Annotated in this window: 18 protein-coding genes; 13 read left to right on the top strand and 5 right to left on the bottom strand. The window is 61.0% G+C overall.

Annotated elements, in window-relative coordinates:
- Window positions 1-133 precede the first annotated feature (133 nt).
- The 12 genes from paaA to DYL59_RS19420 all read left to right on the top strand — a co-directional run bounded on the left by paaA (window position 134) and on the right by DYL59_RS19420 (window position 11,648).
- Window positions 134-1,123: a 1,2-phenylacetyl-CoA epoxidase subunit PaaA gene (paaA, locus tag DYL59_RS19365; RefSeq protein WP_122486330.1), complete on the top strand. Its 990-nt coding sequence runs from the start codon at window positions 134-136 to the stop codon at window positions 1,121-1,123.
- 15 nt (window positions 1,124-1,138) lie between these two features.
- Window positions 1,139-1,420 carry a 1,2-phenylacetyl-CoA epoxidase subunit PaaB gene (gene paaB / locus DYL59_RS19370; RefSeq protein WP_007943393.1) on the top strand — a complete coding sequence of 94 codons (282 nt, stop codon included), beginning with the start codon at window positions 1,139-1,141 and terminating at the stop codon, window positions 1,418-1,420.
- A gap of 8 nt (window positions 1,421-1,428) precedes the next feature.
- Window positions 1,429-2,190 carry a 1,2-phenylacetyl-CoA epoxidase subunit PaaC gene (gene paaC, locus DYL59_RS19375; protein WP_135290599.1) on the top strand — a complete coding sequence of 254 codons (762 nt, stop codon included), beginning with the start codon at window positions 1,429-1,431 and terminating at the stop codon, window positions 2,188-2,190.
- Window positions 2,177-2,701 (top strand): 1,2-phenylacetyl-CoA epoxidase subunit PaaD, encoded by a 525-nt coding sequence (paaD, locus tag DYL59_RS19380; RefSeq protein ID WP_135290600.1) that lies wholly within the window; start codon window positions 2,177-2,179, stop codon window positions 2,699-2,701. The genes paaC and paaD overlap by 14 nt, the downstream gene beginning before the upstream one ends.
- A gap of 33 nt (window positions 2,702-2,734) precedes the next feature.
- Window positions 2,735-3,811, top strand: a complete 1,077-nt coding sequence (gene paaE / locus DYL59_RS19385; RefSeq protein WP_135290601.1) for a 1,2-phenylacetyl-CoA epoxidase subunit PaaE — start codon at window positions 2,735-2,737, stop codon at window positions 3,809-3,811.
- Window positions 3,812-3,856: 45 nt separating this feature from the next.
- Entirely contained in the window at window positions 3,857-4,165 is a 309-nt protein-coding gene (locus DYL59_RS19390; RefSeq protein ID WP_135290602.1) for a DUF485 domain-containing protein, read from the top strand.
- Window positions 4,162-5,808, top strand: a complete 1,647-nt coding sequence (locus DYL59_RS19395) for a cation acetate symporter (protein WP_193557561.1) — start codon at window positions 4,162-4,164, stop codon at window positions 5,806-5,808. The genes DYL59_RS19390 and DYL59_RS19395 overlap by 4 nt, the downstream gene beginning before the upstream one ends.
- 30 nt (window positions 5,809-5,838) lie before the next feature.
- Entirely contained in the window at window positions 5,839-7,893 is a 2,055-nt protein-coding gene (paaZ, locus tag DYL59_RS19400; protein ID WP_135290603.1) for a phenylacetic acid degradation bifunctional protein PaaZ, read from the top strand.
- 173 nt (window positions 7,894-8,066) lie between these two features.
- A complete protein-coding gene (locus tag DYL59_RS19405; RefSeq protein ID WP_135290604.1) occupies window positions 8,067-9,224 on the top strand; it encodes a GGDEF domain-containing protein in 1,158 nt (385 codons plus the stop codon).
- A 418-nt stretch (window positions 9,225-9,642) separates the two neighbouring features.
- Window positions 9,643-10,329: a 3-oxoacid CoA-transferase subunit A gene (locus DYL59_RS19410; RefSeq protein WP_135290605.1), complete on the top strand. Its 687-nt coding sequence runs from the start codon at window positions 9,643-9,645 to the stop codon at window positions 10,327-10,329.
- Between the two features lie 3 nt (window positions 10,330-10,332).
- Window positions 10,333-10,986, top strand: a complete 654-nt coding sequence (locus DYL59_RS19415; protein WP_135290606.1) for a 3-oxoacid CoA-transferase subunit B — start codon at window positions 10,333-10,335, stop codon at window positions 10,984-10,986.
- 65 nt (window positions 10,987-11,051) lie between these two features.
- Window positions 11,052-11,648 (top strand): hypothetical protein, encoded by a 597-nt coding sequence (locus DYL59_RS19420; protein WP_135290607.1) that lies wholly within the window; start codon window positions 11,052-11,054, stop codon window positions 11,646-11,648.
- A 26-nt stretch (window positions 11,649-11,674) separates the two neighbouring features.
- Here the strand turns inward: DYL59_RS19420 and DYL59_RS19425 are convergent, their stop codons facing one another.
- The 5 genes from DYL59_RS19425 to DYL59_RS19445 form a co-directional block, all read right to left on the bottom strand.
- A complete protein-coding gene (locus DYL59_RS19425; protein ID WP_135290608.1) occupies window positions 11,675-12,580 on the bottom strand; it encodes a tetratricopeptide repeat protein in 906 nt (301 codons plus the stop codon).
- Window positions 12,581-12,867: 287 nt separating this feature from the next.
- Complete coding sequence (locus DYL59_RS19430) at window positions 12,868-13,419, bottom strand: glycine-rich domain-containing protein (protein WP_238340732.1); 552 nt, start codon at window positions 13,417-13,419, stop codon at window positions 12,868-12,870.
- Between the two features lie 60 nt (window positions 13,420-13,479).
- Window positions 13,480-14,199, bottom strand: coding sequence for a hypothetical protein (locus DYL59_RS19435; protein WP_135290609.1), 720 nt, complete (start codon window positions 14,197-14,199; stop codon window positions 13,480-13,482).
- Window positions 14,189-14,521, bottom strand: a complete 333-nt coding sequence (locus tag DYL59_RS19440; RefSeq protein WP_135290610.1) for a hypothetical protein — start codon at window positions 14,519-14,521, stop codon at window positions 14,189-14,191. Before DYL59_RS19440 ends, DYL59_RS19435 begins: the two co-directional genes overlap by 11 nt.
- Before the next feature lie 8 nt (window positions 14,522-14,529).
- Window positions 14,530-15,033, bottom strand: coding sequence for a hypothetical protein (locus DYL59_RS19445; RefSeq protein WP_135290611.1), 504 nt, complete (start codon window positions 15,031-15,033; stop codon window positions 14,530-14,532).
- Window positions 15,034-15,441: 408 nt separating this feature from the next.
- Between DYL59_RS19445 and DYL59_RS19450 the strand changes: the two genes are divergently transcribed.
- On the top strand, window positions 15,442-16,287 hold the full coding sequence (locus tag DYL59_RS19450; RefSeq protein ID WP_135290612.1) for an aldo/keto reductase: 846 nt from the start codon (window positions 15,442-15,444) through the stop codon (window positions 16,285-16,287).
- Window positions 16,288-16,292 lie beyond the last annotated feature (5 nt).

Here is a 16,292-nt window from a genome sequence, read left to right on the forward strand (position 1 = left end):
CCCACAGGAAAACCGGCAAGCCCAAAGCGATACAAAAATATTAATGACACGTTATTTTGTGTTTGATAAATATTTCTGTATCACTTATAAAGTTCTCCATGCCTTTAAACAGATTCACGGCGGGAGACTCACCATGTACGCACAGCTTGTAGAAACCGGAGTGAAGCGCATCAAGGACCTGTCGGAGATGTCCGAGCAGGAGCGCCACTTCCAGGAAAAGATCGATGCCGAAATCAAGATCGAAGCCAAGAACTGGATGCCCGACGCCTACCGTCAGACCCTGATCCGGCAGATTTCCCAGCACGCCCACTCCGAGATCGTCGGCATGCTGCCCGAGGGCAACTGGGTGACCCGCGCACCGACCCTCAAGCGCAAGCTGCAACTGATGGCCAAGATCCAGGACGAAGCCGGCCACGGCCTGTACCTGTACAGCGCAATGGAAACCCTGGGCGCCGACCGCGATGAAGAAATCGCCAAGCTGCACAGCGGCAAGGCCAAGTATTCGAGCATCTTCAATTACCCGACCCTGAACTGGGCCGACATGGGCGCCGTGGGCTGGCTGGTGGATGGTGCTGCGATCGTCAATCAGGTGGTGCTGCAACGCACCTCCTACGGCCCCTACTCCCGGGCCATGGTGCGTATCTGCAAGGAAGAGAGCTTTCACCAGCGCCAGGGCTACGAGATTTTGCTGACCATGATGCGTCACGGCACCCAGGCGCAAAAAGACATGGTGCAGGACGCGATCAACCGCCTGTGGTGGCCGTCGCTGATGATGTTCGGCCCCAGCGACGAACACTCGCCCAACAGCGCGCAGTCCATGGCCTGGAAGATCAAGCGCCAGAGCAATGACGAGCTGCGCCAGCGCTTTATCGACCAAACCATCCCGCAACTGGAACTGCTGGGCTGCACCTGCCCCGACCCGGACTTGAAGTGGAACGCCGAACGCGGCCACTACGACTTCGGCGAGATCCAATGGAACGAGTTCTACGAAGTGCTCAAGGGTAACGGCCCGTGCAACCAGGAACGCGTGGCCACCCGCCGTAAAGCCATTGAAGACGGGGCCTGGGTGCGCGAAGCCGCCGTGGCCCACGCCCGTAAAAAACACAATAAGAACGCTGCCTGATCCGGAGTTGCCGCTATGTCTGAATGGACCCTTTTTGAAGTCTTCGTGCGCAGCAAGCACGGCCTGAACCACAAACACGTGGGCAGCGTGCATGCCGCCGACACCACCATGGCCATCGAGAACGCCCGCGAGCTGTACACCCGTCGCAGCGAAGGGGTAAGCCTGTGGGTAGTGCCCTCGGCCTTGATCACCGCCTCGTCGCCGGATGAAAAAGACCCGCTGTTCGACCCTTCCGACGACAAGGTCTACCGCCACGCCAGCTTCTACGAGTTGCCGGCCGAAGTCGGGCACATGTGAGGTCGACCATGAACACTAAAACCGATCTGATCGAATACCTGCTGCGCCTGGGCGACAGCGCCCTGATCCAGGGCCAGCGCCTGTGCCAGTGGTGCGGCCACGCGCCGGCGCTGGAAGAAGAACTGGCGCTGATGAACGTCGGCCTTGACCTGGTGGGCCAGGCCCGCAACTGGCTGGACTACGCCGCCGAACTGCTGGACGACGGCCGCGACGCCGACGACCTGGCCTTCCGCCGCGATGAGCGCGCCTACCGCAACCTGCTGCTGGTGGAACAACCCAACGGCGACTATGCGGTGACCCTCCTCAAGCAGTTCCTGTACGACGCCTGGCACTTGCCGGTGTTGACAGGCCTGAGCCAGTCCAGCGACGAACGCATCGCCGGGATCGCCGCCAAGGCCGTCAAGGAAGTCACCTATCACCTGCGCCGCTCCGGCGAATGGGTGGAACGTTTAGGCGACGGCACCGAGCAAAGCCATGCACGCATGCTCGCTGCAATCCCCGAGGTGTGGCGCTTCACCGTCGAACTCACCAGCGCCGACGACAGCGAACAGCGCCTGTGCTCCGCCGGCATCACCCCGGACACCGCGCAAGTCGCCGCCGCCTGGCAGAACAGCGTGGGCGCTATTTTCGCCAGCGCCACCCTGCCCGTGCCGCCCGCGCCGAGCTACTTCTACCTGAATGCCCGGCGCGGCCTGCACACCGAGCACCTGGGCATTCTGTTGGCCGAGATGCAGTTTTTGCCCCGAGCGTACCCCGATGCGACCTGGTGAGCTGATCGCCAGCGACCGCCCGGCGCAGCCCACCGAGCTGGCCGCCGCCTGGGCCACCCTGGCCCAGGTGATGGACCCGGAAGTGCCGGTGGTCAGCGTGGTCGACCTGGGCATCGTGCGCGACCTCGACTGGCAGGCGGGCCACCTGCATGTGGTGGTCACCCCCACCTACTCCGGTTGCCCGGCCACCGAAGTGATCGAGAGCGATATCCGCGATGCGCTGGAGCAGGCCGGTTTTCGCGCACCGCACCTGGAGCGCAAATTGACCCCGGCCTGGTCCACCGACTGGATCACCGAAGGTGGCCGCGAACGCCTGCGCGCCTACGGCATCGCACCGCCCCAAGGCAGCGCTAGCAAACGCAGCCTGCTGGGCGAAAGCCCGGTGGTGGTATGCCCGCAGTGTGCAAGCACGCACACCGACGTGCTCAGCGAGTTCGGCTCCACCGCCTGCAAGGCGCTGTACCGCTGCCGTGAGTGCCTGGAACCGTTCGACTATTTCAAGTGCATCTGAGGGGCCCCGGGCCGACTCGGAGGGAGAATAACAATGAGCAAATTTCATAGCCTGGTGATCAAGGACGTACGCAGCGAAACCCGTGACGCGGTGTCCATCGCCTTCGAGATCCCCCAGCACCTGCAAGACAGCTTCCACTTCACCCAGGGCCAGCACCTGGTGATGCGCACCCAGTTGGATGGCGAAGAAGTGCGCCGCTCCTATTCGATCTGCACCGGCGTGAATGACGGCGAACTGCGCATCGCCATCAAGCGTGTGGCCGGTGGGCGTTTTTCCGCGTTTGCCAATGAACAGCTCAAGGCCGGGCACAGCCTGGAGGTGATGCCGCCCGCCGGGCATTTCCATGTGGACCTGGACCCTGCGCGCCACGGCAACTACCTGGCCGTGGCGGCTGGCAGCGGCATCACGCCGATCCTGTCGATCATCAAGACCACCCTGCAAACCGAGCCCCACAGCCGCGTGACGCTGCTGTACGGCAACCGCTCCAGCTCCGGCGCACTGTTTCGCGAGCAGCTTGAAGACCTGAAAAACCGCTATTTGCAGCGCCTGAACCTGATCTTTCTGTTCAGCCGCGAACAGCAGGACGTGGACCTCTACAACGGCCGCATCAACGCCGACAAATGCGAGCAACTGTTCTCCCGCTGGCTGGACGTCAAAACCCTCGACGCCGCGTTTATCTGCGGCCCTCAGGAAATGACCGAAACCGTGCGCGACAGCCTCAAGGCCCGCGGCATGCAGGCTGAACGCATCCACTTCGAACTGTTCGCCGCCGCCGGTAGCCAGCAAAAACGTGAAGCCCGCGAAGCCGCCCGCGAGTTGGACGCCGCCGTCAGCCAGATCACTGTGATCAGCGACGGCCGAGCCCTGGCCTTCGACTTGCCGCGCAACAGCCAGAGCATCCTCGATGCGGGCAACGCCCAGGGCGCCGAGCTGCCGTATTCGTGCAAGGCCGGCGTGTGCTCGACCTGCAAGTGCAAGGTCATCGAAGGCGAAGTGGAAATGGACAGCAACCACGCCCTGGAAGACTACGAAGTGGCCGCCGGCTACGTGCTGTCGTGCCAGGCCTTCCCCATCAGCGACACGGTGGTACTGGACTTCGACCAACTCTGACGCGTACCGCCACACCCCAACACAACAATAAAAAGGACCACCGCCATGACCCCCGACGCTATCGAACGTATCCACCGGCATCCCGACTTTATCCAGTTGGTACGGCGCAAACAGCGCCTGTACTGGTCGCTGTCGCTGATCATGTTGGTGGTGTATTTCGGCTTTGTGCTGTTGGTGGCGTTCGCCCCCGCCACCCTCGGGAAGTCCCTGAGCGGCGGCGTGACCACCGTGGGCATGCTGGTGGGTGTGGTGATTGTGTTGCTGGCGTTCGCATTGACCGGTTTTTACGTGCACCGCGCCAACCATGTGATCGACCCACTCAACGACAAGCTCAAGCAGGAGTGCGCCGCATGAGCCGGTTGATTGCGTGGTGCCTGCTGCCCCTGGCGTTGGCCACCGACCTGGCCGTTGCGGCCGAAGGCGTGGCGCGGCCACTGAACTGGAACGCCATCGGCATGTTCCTGGTGTTTGTGCTGTTCACCTTTGGCGTGACGCGCTGGGCGGCGCTGCGCACCCGTTCGGCGAGTGACTTCTACACCGCTGGCGGTGGTATGACGGGCTTTCAGAACGGCCTGGCGATTGCCGGCGACATGATCTCGGCGGCGTCCTTCCTGGGCATCTCGGCGATGATGTTCCTCAATGGTTATGACGGCTTGCTGTATGCCTTGGGCGTATTGGCAGGCTGGCCGATCATTTTGTTCCTGATCGCCGAGCGCCTGCGCAACCTGGGCAAGTACACCTTTGCCGACGTGGTGTCGTACCGCCTGGAGCAAACCCCGGTGCGCCTCACCTCGGCCTTCGGCACCCTGACCGTGGCATTGATGTACCTGGTGGCGCAGATGGTCGGCGCGGGCAAGTTGATCGAGCTGCTGTTTGGCATCGACTACCTGTACGCGGTGATGCTGGTGGGCGTGCTGATGGTGTTCTACGTGACCTTTGGCGGCATGCTCGCGACCACCTGGGTGCAGATTATCAAGGCGGTGATGCTGCTGTTCGGTACCACCTTCATGGCCTTTATGGTGCTCAAGCATTTCGGTTTCAGCACCGAGGCGATGTTTGCCGGGGCCACTGCCGTGCATGCCAAGGGCAGCGCGATCATGGCGCCGGGTGGCTTGCTGTCCAACCCTATCGACGCGATTTCCCTGGGGGTGGGCATGATGTTCGGCACGGCCGGGCTGCCGCATATCCTGATGCGTTTCTTTACCGTCAGCGACGCCAAGGAAGCGCGCAAGAGCGTGTTCTACGCCACCGGTTTTATCGGCTACTTCTACCTGCTGCTGATCGTGGTCGGCTTTGGCGCCATTGTCATGGTGGGCACCGACCCGACCTTCCGCGACGCCAACGGCGCGATTATCGGCGGCGGCAACATGATCGCCGTGCACCTGGCGCAAGCGGTGGGCGGCAACCTGTTCCTCGGCTTTATTTCGGCAGTGGCGTTTGCCACGATCCTGGCGGTGGTGGCCGGGCTGGCGCTGTCTGGCGCGTCGGCGGTGTCCCACGACCTGTATGCCTGCGTGATGCGCAAAGGCCAGGCCACTGAACAGCAGGAGATCCGCGTATCGCGCATCGCCACGCTGTGCATCGGCGTGCTGGCGATCATCCTTGGCTTGTTGTTTGAGTCGCAGAACATTGCGTTCCTGTCCGGCCTGGTGCTGGCAATTGCCGCGTCGGTGAATTTCCCGGTGCTGTTCCTTTCGATGTACTGGAAGGGCCTGACCACCCGTGGCGCCGTGGCCGGCAGCCTGGCCGGGCTGGTCTCGGCGATTGTGCTGCTGGTGCTGAGCCCGGCGGTGTGGGTCAACGTGCTGCATCACGACAAGGCGTTGTTCCCGTATTCCAACCCGGCGTTGTTTTCCATGAGCCTGGCGTTTTTCAGCGCCTGGGTGTTTTCCGTCACCGACACCTCACCCCGTGCAGCGCTTGAACGTGGCCGCTACCTGGCGCAGTTCATCCGCTCCATGACCGGCATCGGCGCGGCGGGCGCCAGCAAACACTAATCCCTTTTTTTCTACCCTGGAGGAACCGTGATGTCTCACGCCCCTACCCTGCAAAGTTTTATCGCCGGTCGCTGGATCGGCCAACACGGTGCCCAAGTGCTGCGCAGCGCCATCGACGGCCACGAGCTGGCCCGTACTCATGAGGAGCGCCCGGACTTCGCCGAAGCCGTCGCCCATGGCCGCAGCCTGGGCGTCAGCGGCTTGATGGCGCTGGACTTCCAGCAACGGGCGCAACGCCTTAAGGCCTTGGCGCTGTACCTGAGCGAGCGCAAGGAGCAGCTCTACGCCCTCTCCCACCACAGCGGCGCCACCCGTGCCGACAGCTGGATCGATATCGAAGGCGGCAACAGCACCCTGTTCACCTACGCCAGCCTGGGCTCGCGGGAGTTGCCCTCGGGCAATATCGTCCATGAAGGCCCGGCGCTGCCATTGGGTAAAAAGGGCACCTTTGCCGGCACCCATATCCTGGTGCCACGGGGCGGCCTGGCGGTGCACATCAACGCGTTCAACTTCCCGATCTGGGGCATGTTGGAAAAGTTCGCGCCGAGCTTTTTGGCGGGCGTGCCGTGCATTGTCAAACCCGCCAGCGCCACCAGCTACCTGACCGAAGCCGTGGTGCGCCTGATGGACGAGTCCGGCATCTTGCCAGCGGGCAGCCTGCAACTGGTGATCGGCAGCACCGGCGACCTGCTCGACCGCCTGCAAGGCCAGGACGTGGTGACCTTCACCGGCTCCGCCGATACCGCTGCCAAGCTGCGGGTGAACCCGAACCTGATCCGCAACTCGGTGCCGTTCAACGCCGAGGCCGACTCGCTGAACTGCGCAATCCTCGCCCCAGACGTCACGCCAGACGATGACGAGTTCGAGCTGTTCATCAAGGAAGTCGCCCGCGAAATGACCGTCAAGGCCGGGCAGAAATGCACCGCCATCCGCCGCGCCATTGTGCCGGCCAAACACATTGATGCCGTGGCCAGCCGCCTGCGTGAGCGCCTGGCCAAGGTGGTGGTCGGCGACCCGTCGGTGGAAGGCGTGCGCATGGGCCCATTGGCCTCCCACGATCAACAAAAGGATGTGGCTGAACGCCTGGAAGCCTTGCTGCACAGCAGCGACCTGCTGTTCGGCGCTCGCGACGGTTTTGAGCCGCGCGGTGAGAACGTCAGTCAGGGCGCATTCTTTGCCCCGACCCTGCTGCAATCCCGTGACCCACACGCCGAAGGCGGCGCCCACGATATCGAGGCGTTCGGCCCGGTCAGCACGCTGATGGCCTACCACGACCTCGACGAAGCCCTCGCCCTAGCCGCACGCGGCAAAGGCAGCCTGGTGGCGAGCCTGGTCACCAAAGACCCGCAGATCGCCGCCAAGGCCATCCCGGTAGCTGCGGCCTGGCACGGTCGCCTGCTGGTACTCGACCGCGAATCCGCCGCCGAATCCACTGGCCACGGCTCGCCCCTGCCCCAACTCAAGCACGGCGGCCCAGGCCGCGCTGGCGGCGGTGAGGAGCTGGGTGGCCTGCGCGCAGTGAAACACTACCTGCAACGCGCTGCGGTGCAAGGCTCGCCGAGCATGCTGGCAGCAGTGACCGGCGAATACGTACGCGGCGCCAAGGTGATCGAAACCGAAGTGCACCCGTTCCGCCGCTTCTTCCAGGACCTGCAGATCGGCGAATCCCTGCTGACCCACCGCCGCACCGTCACCGAGGCCGACCTGGTGAATTTCGGCTGTCTGTCGGGCGATCACTTCTACATGCACTTCGACGACATCGCGGCCAAGGAATCGCAGTTCGGCAAGCGCATCGCCCATGGCTACTTCGTACTGTCCGCTGCGGCAGGCCTGTTCGTCTCCCCGGCCCCCGGCCCGGTACTGGCCAACTATGGCCTGGACACCCTGCGTTTTATCAACCCGGTAGGCATCGGCGACACCATCCAGGCGCGCCTGACCTGCAAGCGCAAGATCGACCAGGGCAAGGCGAGCCCGCAAGGCATACCGCAAGGGGTGGTGGCGTGGGATGTGGAGGTGACTAACCAGTTGGGGGAATTGGTGGCCAGTTATGACATTTTGACGTTGGTGGTGAAGCGGGAGGAATAAAGTTGTAGTGAGCGGGCTTGCCCCCCAGCGCGGGGCAAGCCCGCTCACTACAAAGCCGTGCAGTGCAAGCATAGAAATACCCGCCTCCCCTCCCTATACTCAGCGGCTCACATCCCCTCAGAATCAACCCCCGCATGGAAGCCGTGCGGCCTGCCATCGCTCGGTGAGACGCCATGATCGCCCATACCCCCACGCTGTTTGGCTGTGTTGCCTTGGTCGCGACGATCATGGCGTTTTGTCTGATCCTGGTCGGTCAGTTCAATCAGCGTGACGGGCTGCTGACCATCGGCTTTGGCTTGCTGGCCCATGCGTTGGCTTACGTCGGCTACACCTTTTACGGGCACGCGCCGCTGTGGTTTACCTACGGTGCCGCCAACTCCCTGCTGGCCGTGGCGCTGGCGTTTTATGGCGCCAGCCTGTTTCGGATCGTGGAGTTGCCGGTGTCCTGGTGGCGGGTGTTCGCACCGGCGGCGTTGATGCTGGTGTTGATGGTGAGCCTGATCGACACCCTGGAGCCGCGTATGCTCGCCGCCTCGCTGGTGTTGATGTTGCAATGCGCCTTGATCATCTACTGGACCCTTCGCCACATTCCCCCGCAGGGCCGTGCGCGGATGCTGTTGATCATCGGCTCCAGCATCAGCCTGATCGGGCTGGGCATGCGCGTGGTGGCGATACTGGGTGGTGGCGCCGCCGAAATGCGCTACGACGTCAGCAACCTCAAGCAGACCATTTCGGTGAGCATTGGCACGTTCACCGCCATGATGATCTCCCTGGGCCTGGTGCTGTTGGCCAAAGAACGCAGCGAGTCGTTGCTCAAGCACATGGCGCTGCGGGATGTGCTGACAGGCATCCTCAACCGGCGCGCCATCCTGGAGCGATTCACCCAAGAACTGGAGCGCGCTCGTCGAGACCGTTCCAGCCTCGCGGTGGCCATGGTCGATATCGACCATTTCAAGCAAATCAACGATGTGCACGGGCACCTGGCAGGCGATGAGGTCATCCGCCATTGCGCCAACCACCTCAGCCAACGGCTTCGCTCGACTGACAGCATCGGTCGCTATGGTGGCGAGGAGTTTCTGCTGTTGCTGCCGTGCACCCATTCCGAGGCCGCCAGGACGGTGCTCGATGAACTGCGCACTTCATTGGCTCAGGCACCGGCGGTGTATGCAGAGGCAGGTATTGCACTGCGGATCAGTATCGGGGTTTGTTGCGATGTGCCTGATGACGCCGATACCAGCGCAAGTTTGCTGGCCAGGGCGGATGCGGCGCTGTATGAGGCCAAGGCATTGGGGCGTAATACCTTGCAGTTCGCTGCGGTGACAGAGCGCTAGCGATGCGCTTCAAAAGCCGATCGCCTATTCAATTGCGCAAGATCAATTTGGGCGATTATCGAACATCTCCTCCTTTTCGCCCCTTGTCTGTACGCCGTGCAAAGTTATGATGTCCATCAGCAAAACAGCCCGAACAATAACAATCTAATAGTGTATATCCGAAACTAACAGCCGCCAGTTAGTTTCTCACCGGTATAACTTTTCATACCGTCGCCTTATGCACTCAGGTGTACCGCGAGGTTGCTGTGACATTAACGTCTGAAAGAATTAACCGTTATCGGTGCGGGCCTTATTCGCCTCTTGTTTACACTTTTATTTATCCCGCCTGCTTAGTTAATTGCTCTTTACGCGCCTGATGAAGATGCCATAAGTCCGGCCTGAATACCCAATATTCCAGAACACTCCCCAGGAGGGAATTGTGCTCGATAAAACCGATAAATCTGTGACAGCTGCCGTCAGCCAGATCAAGGATGGCGCCACCATCATGATTGGCGGCTTCGGCCCCGCCGGGCAACCTGCCGAACTGATCGACGCACTGATCGAACACGGCGCGCGGGACCTGGTGCTGGTCAGCAACAACGCCGGCAATGGTGACTATGGCCTGGCGGCGCTGCTCAAGTCCGGGCAGGTGCGCAAGATTATTTGCTCGTTCCCGCGCCAGGCAGACTCCTGGGTGTTCGACGGTTTGTATCGTGCCGGCAAAATCGAGTTGGAAGTGGTGCCTCAGGGCAACCTCGCCTGTCGTATCCAAGCGGCCGGTTCCGGCCTGGGCGCGGTGTTCACACCCACCGGTTACGGCACCCTGCTCGCCGAGGGCAAAGAGACCCGCGAGATCGACGGCAAGCACTATGTGCTGGAGTTCCCGATCAAGGCCGACTTCGCCTTGATCAAGGCGCACCAGGGTGATCGCTGGGGCAACCTGGTGTATCGCAAGTCGGCGCGCAACTTCGGCCCGATCATGGCCATGGCCGCCGCGACCACCATTGCCCAAGTGAGCGAGATCGTCGAACTGGGCGCCCTCGACCCGGAGCACATCGTGACCCCAGGCATTTTCGTGCAGCACGTGGTGCGGGTCGGCACCGCCCAACCGGCCAAGGAGGTTTAACCCATGCCTTACACCAAGCTTTCCCGCGACGCCATTGCCCAACGGGTGGCCCTGGACATTCCCGAAGGCGCCTACGTCAACTTGGGCATCGGTTTGCCGACGAAAATTGCCAGCTACTTGCCGGCCGACAAGGATATCTTCCTGCATTCGGAAAACGGCCTGCTCGCGTTCGGCCCACCACCGGCCGAAGGTGAAGAAGACCCCGAGCTGATCAATGCCGGCAAAGAGTTCGTGACCATGCTCAAGGGCGGCAGTTTTTTCCACCACGGCGATTCGTTTGCGATGATGCGCGGCGGGCACCTGGATATCTGTGTGCTGGGCGCCTTCCAAGTGGCGAGCAACGGTGACCTGGCCAACTGGCACACCGGCGAACCCGATGCGATCCCGGCCGTAGGCGGTGCCATGGACCTGGCCATCGGCGCGAAGAAAGTCTTCGTCGTGACCGAGCACCTGACCCGCCAAGGCGAACCGAAAATCGTCGAGCAACTGAGCTACCCGGTCACCGGCATGGGCTGTGTCGACCGCATCTACTCGGACCTGTGTGTGATCAACGTCACCGACACCGGCCTGCAGGTGATCGAGATTGTCCCGGGCCTGAGCTTTGCCGAGCTGCAAGGCCTGACGGGCGCACGCCTGGTAGACGCGACTAAAGGATAAGCCCTGGACGGGGAATAGAGTGTTCAACCTGTGGTCTGTAAAACACCTCAGACCAGGAACTGACCATGCCTTTTCCCCGTTCGCGCCTTTTGCTGATCCTGCCCTTCTTCGCTGGTTGCCAGTATCTACCCAAGACCTACTACTTCACCGCACCGGAAAATGAGCCGAACCCGGCCTATATCCGCATCGTCGACTTCACCCAGCATGCGGATATCTTCCAGTACGAAAACGGTGTGCGTTCAGGCGGCGTAGTACGTAGCGGGCCCCTGCCCTTTATCCATACGCAAGACATCGGCATGCCCAAGGCCGGGCAGGACCTGACGTTCGACTATTACGAAACCAAGGTGCGACCGGGTATCGAGACCCACGTGGGCATGTTCTGGGAGGGGTCCAGCACGCGGTCCTGCTCCATCACGGCGGTATTCACCCCCCAGCCCGGCCGCTACTACCAGTTCGAGATGACCTCGGGTTCAAGCGGGACCTGCAAGGCGTATCCGACTCTGATCGAGCGCGACCCAAATGGCAGCGGCTGGCACCTCACACCCAACCTTGAAGTCGCCTACCCTCACGACGGCCCAAGGGCCAAGACCTACTACAAGGATGATCGCTACAAGGACCCCAATTACAAGCCGTTTACGGCTCCGGGGCAGCCGGTGTATTAGCCCGTCCGTGGGGCTTCATCCGGCCATCAGTTACAGGGCTTTCTCCCACATATTCCGTTCATACGTTGAGTATCCTGAGGCGAGAATATCAGCGGCGCCACGATCTCCTGCTGGCCGGAGCTGTCCGTCAGCGGCGCTGAGTCCGCCATCGAAATGCGTGACGCGGCCTTCATGACCCAACTGTCTACATTCCCATCGCCCGACGCGCTGACCATCGTCACCTGCGGTATGCCGCTGTCGGACTTAAAGCGATAGGACAACTTCACGCTCTTGGCCGCGCCTGTGGCATTGACTGCATCGAACACCTCTCGAACCGCCATGCGGCGGTTCTGCTCCTTCAGGAACCCCGACATCCAAAGCTGGCGATACCGCACCGCTTGCGCCTCACTCAGTGGCTGGCCCTGTTGGCGCAAACGGTTCATCGCCTCCCAGGCATCATCACGAAACCGCTCGGTCGACGCCAGATACAGCGCCAAGGCACCCGGCAGGTCTTGCGGGCCGCCTTTGCCCTCCTCCATCAAGCGCCCCAATGGCAGCGCCGCATTCTTGCCCGAGAGACGATAAAACTCCCGCGCCTTGGCGTAGTCCACCGGCTCGCCTTCACCGCGCTCAGCCATTTGTCCCAGCAAAATATTGGTGACGGGATTGAGCTGGGCAGCCTCGACAAACAACGCGCGCGCCTTGGCGAAATCCTGATCGACACCGTATCCGCCTTCCTTGTACATCTTGCCCAACGCGGTCTTGCACATGGCATTGCCGTAATCGGCAAAGCGCTCGATGTAGAGCAGGTTGTCACGCTCGAAGGGTTTTTTACCGGCGATCAGCATGCAGCGCATGCTCACGAGCGAGGAGTCGTAATCGGCGGGTCGGGTCAGGCTCTGGCAGCCGGCGATTGCAGCGCAGAGAAACAGGAGGGATAGGGGTTTGAACATCGCGTCCTTGCATCCGTTGAAGAGAAAGAACGGGATTATGCCATTGATCAGACAAAGGAGCCGTCAGGGCGTACCCCTGACGACTTCCTTTTCACAACGATACAGCTTTTAAGGCTGCTGCCTTACTGGGGGTTTGGAGGATGGATGGTTGCCACGGCCTCGGCCTGACTTCTTACCGGTTTTACTGGGCAAGTTCGGCACTGCCGGCCGAGCGGGTTGTTCAGGTTTAGGGTTGCCTGGTTGTTTCGATGGCTGGGTCATGTTTTTCACTCCTTGAATCATTGAGTTCACTTGCACGCACCTTCAACACGGCAGGCACAGGCCGTCGGGGCGTGGCATTTGTGGTCATCGCCACACCGCATGGCTTGCGCCTCGGTACCGCCGCCGGGGTAGGCACCAAAGTGCTGCTCATACAGGCTGACGGTCTGGGCGAAGGCGCTCTTGAGGTCTTGATAGTCGGCCTGCCCGTTGATGCCGAAGTAAGGGTAGTGGTCAATGAAACGCCCGAAGACCTGGGCACAGTCTTCGCGGTACGCGCGGGTGTCGAGGATATGGGCATGCCATACGGTATCCACCAGTTGGCTGGGTACCAGCACGACAGTGGGATACAGGCACTTGAGGCTCAGGAAACGACGGTATTCCAACTCGGCAGCGTCCCACTGGGCAGCGGTCATGTCAGCCTCGGAGGACTCGGTGTATTTGTGCTTCAGACGCTTGAAATCCAGGCGGCTGACGTTGCGGTCCAGTGCGTTTGCCGCCGGGCTTCCAGAAGCCATAACAAGGTGCAGGGTGCTGAACGTTGGCGGGCAGTGGGTGATGATAGATTGGTGGGTATTCATGACGGACGTCCTCTGTTGTGAGTCGTCAGTTTCAGCGTGTGGATTCCACAACCAATAGGCTCAGCGAAGAAAATCCAACAGATCGTCAAATTCTTTGACTTGGGTGTATTCACGGATGATTAGGTCGCGGTATTTAAGCAACATCGCGTTGTCGGTCACCATCACGCTGGCATGCTGATAAGCCAGTTCCAACTCGTCGTTGAGGTAATGCGCCATCATGCTGTCGGCCAAAGACAGTGCAGCCGTCTGGCTGGCCAGGGTTTTGAGCAGGTTGCCCTGGTGGGGACCAAAGCCCATTTGCGGCAGCGCGTCGGCAAAGGGGTTGGGCAGCTTTTCGGTGCGAAGGTCGGCGTGAGCCAGCCGATCCAGCAGCTGGATCATTTCCTGGCGTAACAGCCCTAGCCCGGCCACGGACTGGCGATCCAGAAACAATTGCCGCGCCCAGTCGACGTAAGCCTGGCGCTCTGAAGGATCGCGGATAAGCAGGATTGCGATCTTGGGTGCCCCGAACAGGCCCTGCAATATGATTGCGTTCCAGACCAGCACCTGATCGGCAGGGTCTATGAACCAGCGCTGGCGAGAGCCTATGGCGCCCGAGCTGATCATTTTGCGCTCCATATTTATAAGCGGCGCAGAGCCTTTTACCGTATTCCCCGCCAACGCTTCAACCAGCGTATTGAGCGCGATGCGCAACGCACCGTGGCGGGACAGCGGAGGCGACAGCGGCGGACAGAGCAGCCGCTCCAATAGCTCGAGGTGTTCGATCCTGTCAGCTTTCACAGGATTGGCGCAGCAGGCTGTCTACCGATGGCAGTTCCTCGGCGTAAGCTGAGTAACTGGCGATATGCACCGCCTGCTTGTACCAATCGCGTTGCGCGCAAAAATCCCCAGTACGCCGAAATTCGTCCAGCACGCCACGGCAGTAACCGGCTCGCAAGGCGTCAGAGGTAGACGTGGTCAGTCCAGCAAGAAACTGTTGCTTATCACGCTTTTCGTAGATCCCCTCCAGTTTCTTGCAACTGATAATCAGGTTCTTGGCAGCCTCATTGGCCAGGGCAACGGGAGGCAAAACCATCCCGGTCAGCAGGAAAACTACGGGCATTAGGGCCTTCAAGCGGTGACATCCTTTTCAACAGTGGAAGGTAAGGGGCTGGCAGGTCGGGTGGGGGCCGCCAAATACAGCGCGAAGAGCACAACGCCAAATTCGATGAGCTGCATGATGGGGTCGACGCTCGTGGGTATCCACTCGTACCGGGCTCCCGAGAACCACGCCTGCCCTAAAATCAGGCCAAGTATTCCAAGCCATAGGGCGAGTATGCGTCCCTGAAAGACCAGCAACCGGCTCAACCCCCGCCAAAATCCCCAGCCGAAGTGCCGACAGTAAACGCGATGCCGCCAAAGCAGCAAAGCGAAGACCAGCATAAAGCCCCACTCCCCCCAGGAAATGTCGGCCAGGCCTTCGCCATACTCGAAAATGTCCGAGAATTGAGCAATCAACAGCCCAATGCCCAACACCCAGATCAGGGTTTTGATTAACCCCCTGGACAACGCGCAAAGGCCCTTCGTCAGGCCGACATCGAGCTTGCCGGCCAACGAAAGTTCGGGAAACTGCATTGAGACTCCTTGTCAGTGAACAGTGCCATATAGCTTAAGGGGGCAAGGCTAACACGCATTCGCCCCATTCATACTGACCACGTCCCTCCTTGGACATGAGCATCGAGCCGCTGCTTAGAAACTGTAGCGGGCAGTCAGTTTGAAGTTACGCGGGGCGCCGTAGACGTCGTAGGGTTCATAACCTCCGTTGGCGATGTTAGGCCTGTGACGACGAGCCAGAAACGCCTTCGGTATCCAATGAAGAGCTCTTGAACGTCGTCCCTGACTAAGGCCAGGTACCTGCAGATTTTGCTTCCCCAGCCCAACCAAACCGACTCCGCCGGCGCATCAATTGGAACCGTGAGCCCCCCAGGCCCTCAAAAAGTTTCAATCCGCACTCGACTCACGTCCTTACAGGAGGCATCTGCGATGTCTGAACCACGCATACCCACCCTGGAACTCAACGATGGCATCGCCCTGCCAGCGATCGGCTTTGGCACTTACACACTCAAGGGTTCCGAAGGCGTTGACGTCATACAAAGAGCCATCAGGTCCGGCTACCACTTGATCGACAGTGCGGTGAACTATGAGAACGAAGGCGCGCTGGGTGAAGCGGTGCGGCGCAGTGAGGTTGCGCGCGAGCAACTGCGCATCACCTCCAAGCTGCCCGGCCGGCACTACGAATTTGAAGCGGCGTTGACGACGATTGAAGAGTCGCTGTATCGCAGCCAACTGGATTACTTCGACCTGTACCTGTTGCACTGGCCCAACCCGAGCAACGGTTTGTACGTGCAAGCCTGGCGTGCACTGGTGGAAGCTCGCAAGCGTGGCTGGGTGAAGAGCATTGGCGTCTGCAACTTTCTGCCGGAGCACCTGGACACGCTGATCAAAGACAGCGGCGTGACCCCGGCCGTGAACCAGATCGAACTGCACCCGTTTTTCCCGCAGCACGAGCAGTTGGCCTGGAACAAGGCCCACGGGATTGTCACGCAGTCGTGGAGCCCCTTGGGGCGAGCCAATCACCTGCTCAAGGATCCCTCGCTGCAAGGCATCGCCGAACACCTGGGCAAGAGCATCGCGCAAGTGATCCTGCGCTGGCATTACCAACTGGGCACCATTGCCTTGCCCAAGGCCAGTTCGGTGGAGCGTCAGCGCGAAAACCTGAGCCTGTTTGATTTCGCCTTGTCTGCCGATGACCTGGCCGTGATTGCTCGCCTCGCCAGCCCGACCGGGCGCATCAATGATCAGGACCCGGCGGTGTACGAGGAGTTCTAACCGCT

The organism is Pseudomonas kairouanensis, from assembly GCF_004682055.1.
In the GTDB taxonomy this organism is placed as follows: Bacteria; Pseudomonadota; Gammaproteobacteria; order Pseudomonadales; family Pseudomonadaceae; genus Aquipseudomonas; species Aquipseudomonas kairouanensis.

Excerpts from the sequence above, each read along its gene's own strand:
- paaA (WP_122486330.1), top strand. The coding sequence starts at position 134 with ATGTACGCACAGCTTGTAGAAACCGGAGTGAAGCGCATCAAGGACCTG.
- paaB (WP_007943393.1), top strand. The coding sequence starts at position 1,139 with ATGTCTGAATGGACCCTTTTTGAAGTCTTCGTGCGCAGCAAGCACGGC.
- paaC (WP_135290599.1), top strand. The coding sequence starts at position 1,429 with ATGAACACTAAAACCGATCTGATCGAATACCTGCTGCGCCTGGGCGAC.
- paaD (WP_135290600.1), top strand. The coding sequence starts at position 2,177 with ATGCGACCTGGTGAGCTGATCGCCAGCGACCGCCCGGCGCAGCCCACC.
- paaE (WP_135290601.1), top strand. The coding sequence starts at position 2,735 with ATGAGCAAATTTCATAGCCTGGTGATCAAGGACGTACGCAGCGAAACC.
- DYL59_RS19390 (WP_135290602.1), top strand. The coding sequence starts at position 3,857 with ATGACCCCCGACGCTATCGAACGTATCCACCGGCATCCCGACTTTATC.
- DYL59_RS19395 (WP_193557561.1), top strand. The coding sequence starts at position 4,162 with ATGAGCCGGTTGATTGCGTGGTGCCTGCTGCCCCTGGCGTTGGCCACC.
- paaZ (WP_135290603.1), top strand. The coding sequence starts at position 5,839 with ATGTCTCACGCCCCTACCCTGCAAAGTTTTATCGCCGGTCGCTGGATC.
- DYL59_RS19405 (WP_135290604.1), top strand. The coding sequence starts at position 8,067 with ATGATCGCCCATACCCCCACGCTGTTTGGCTGTGTTGCCTTGGTCGCG.
- DYL59_RS19415 (WP_135290606.1), top strand. The coding sequence starts at position 10,333 with ATGCCTTACACCAAGCTTTCCCGCGACGCCATTGCCCAACGGGTGGCC.
- DYL59_RS19420 (WP_135290607.1), top strand. The coding sequence starts at position 11,052 with ATGCCTTTTCCCCGTTCGCGCCTTTTGCTGATCCTGCCCTTCTTCGCT.
- DYL59_RS19425 (WP_135290608.1), bottom strand. The coding sequence starts at position 12,580 with ATGTTCAAACCCCTATCCCTCCTGTTTCTCTGCGCTGCAATCGCCGGC.
- DYL59_RS19430 (WP_238340732.1), bottom strand. The coding sequence starts at position 13,419 with ATGAATACCCACCAATCTATCATCACCCACTGCCCGCCAACGTTCAGC.
- DYL59_RS19440 (WP_135290610.1), bottom strand. The coding sequence starts at position 14,521 with ATGCCCGTAGTTTTCCTGCTGACCGGGATGGTTTTGCCTCCCGTTGCC.
- DYL59_RS19445 (WP_135290611.1), bottom strand. The coding sequence starts at position 15,033 with ATGCAGTTTCCCGAACTTTCGTTGGCCGGCAAGCTCGATGTCGGCCTG.
- DYL59_RS19450 (WP_135290612.1), top strand. The coding sequence starts at position 15,442 with ATGTCTGAACCACGCATACCCACCCTGGAACTCAACGATGGCATCGCC.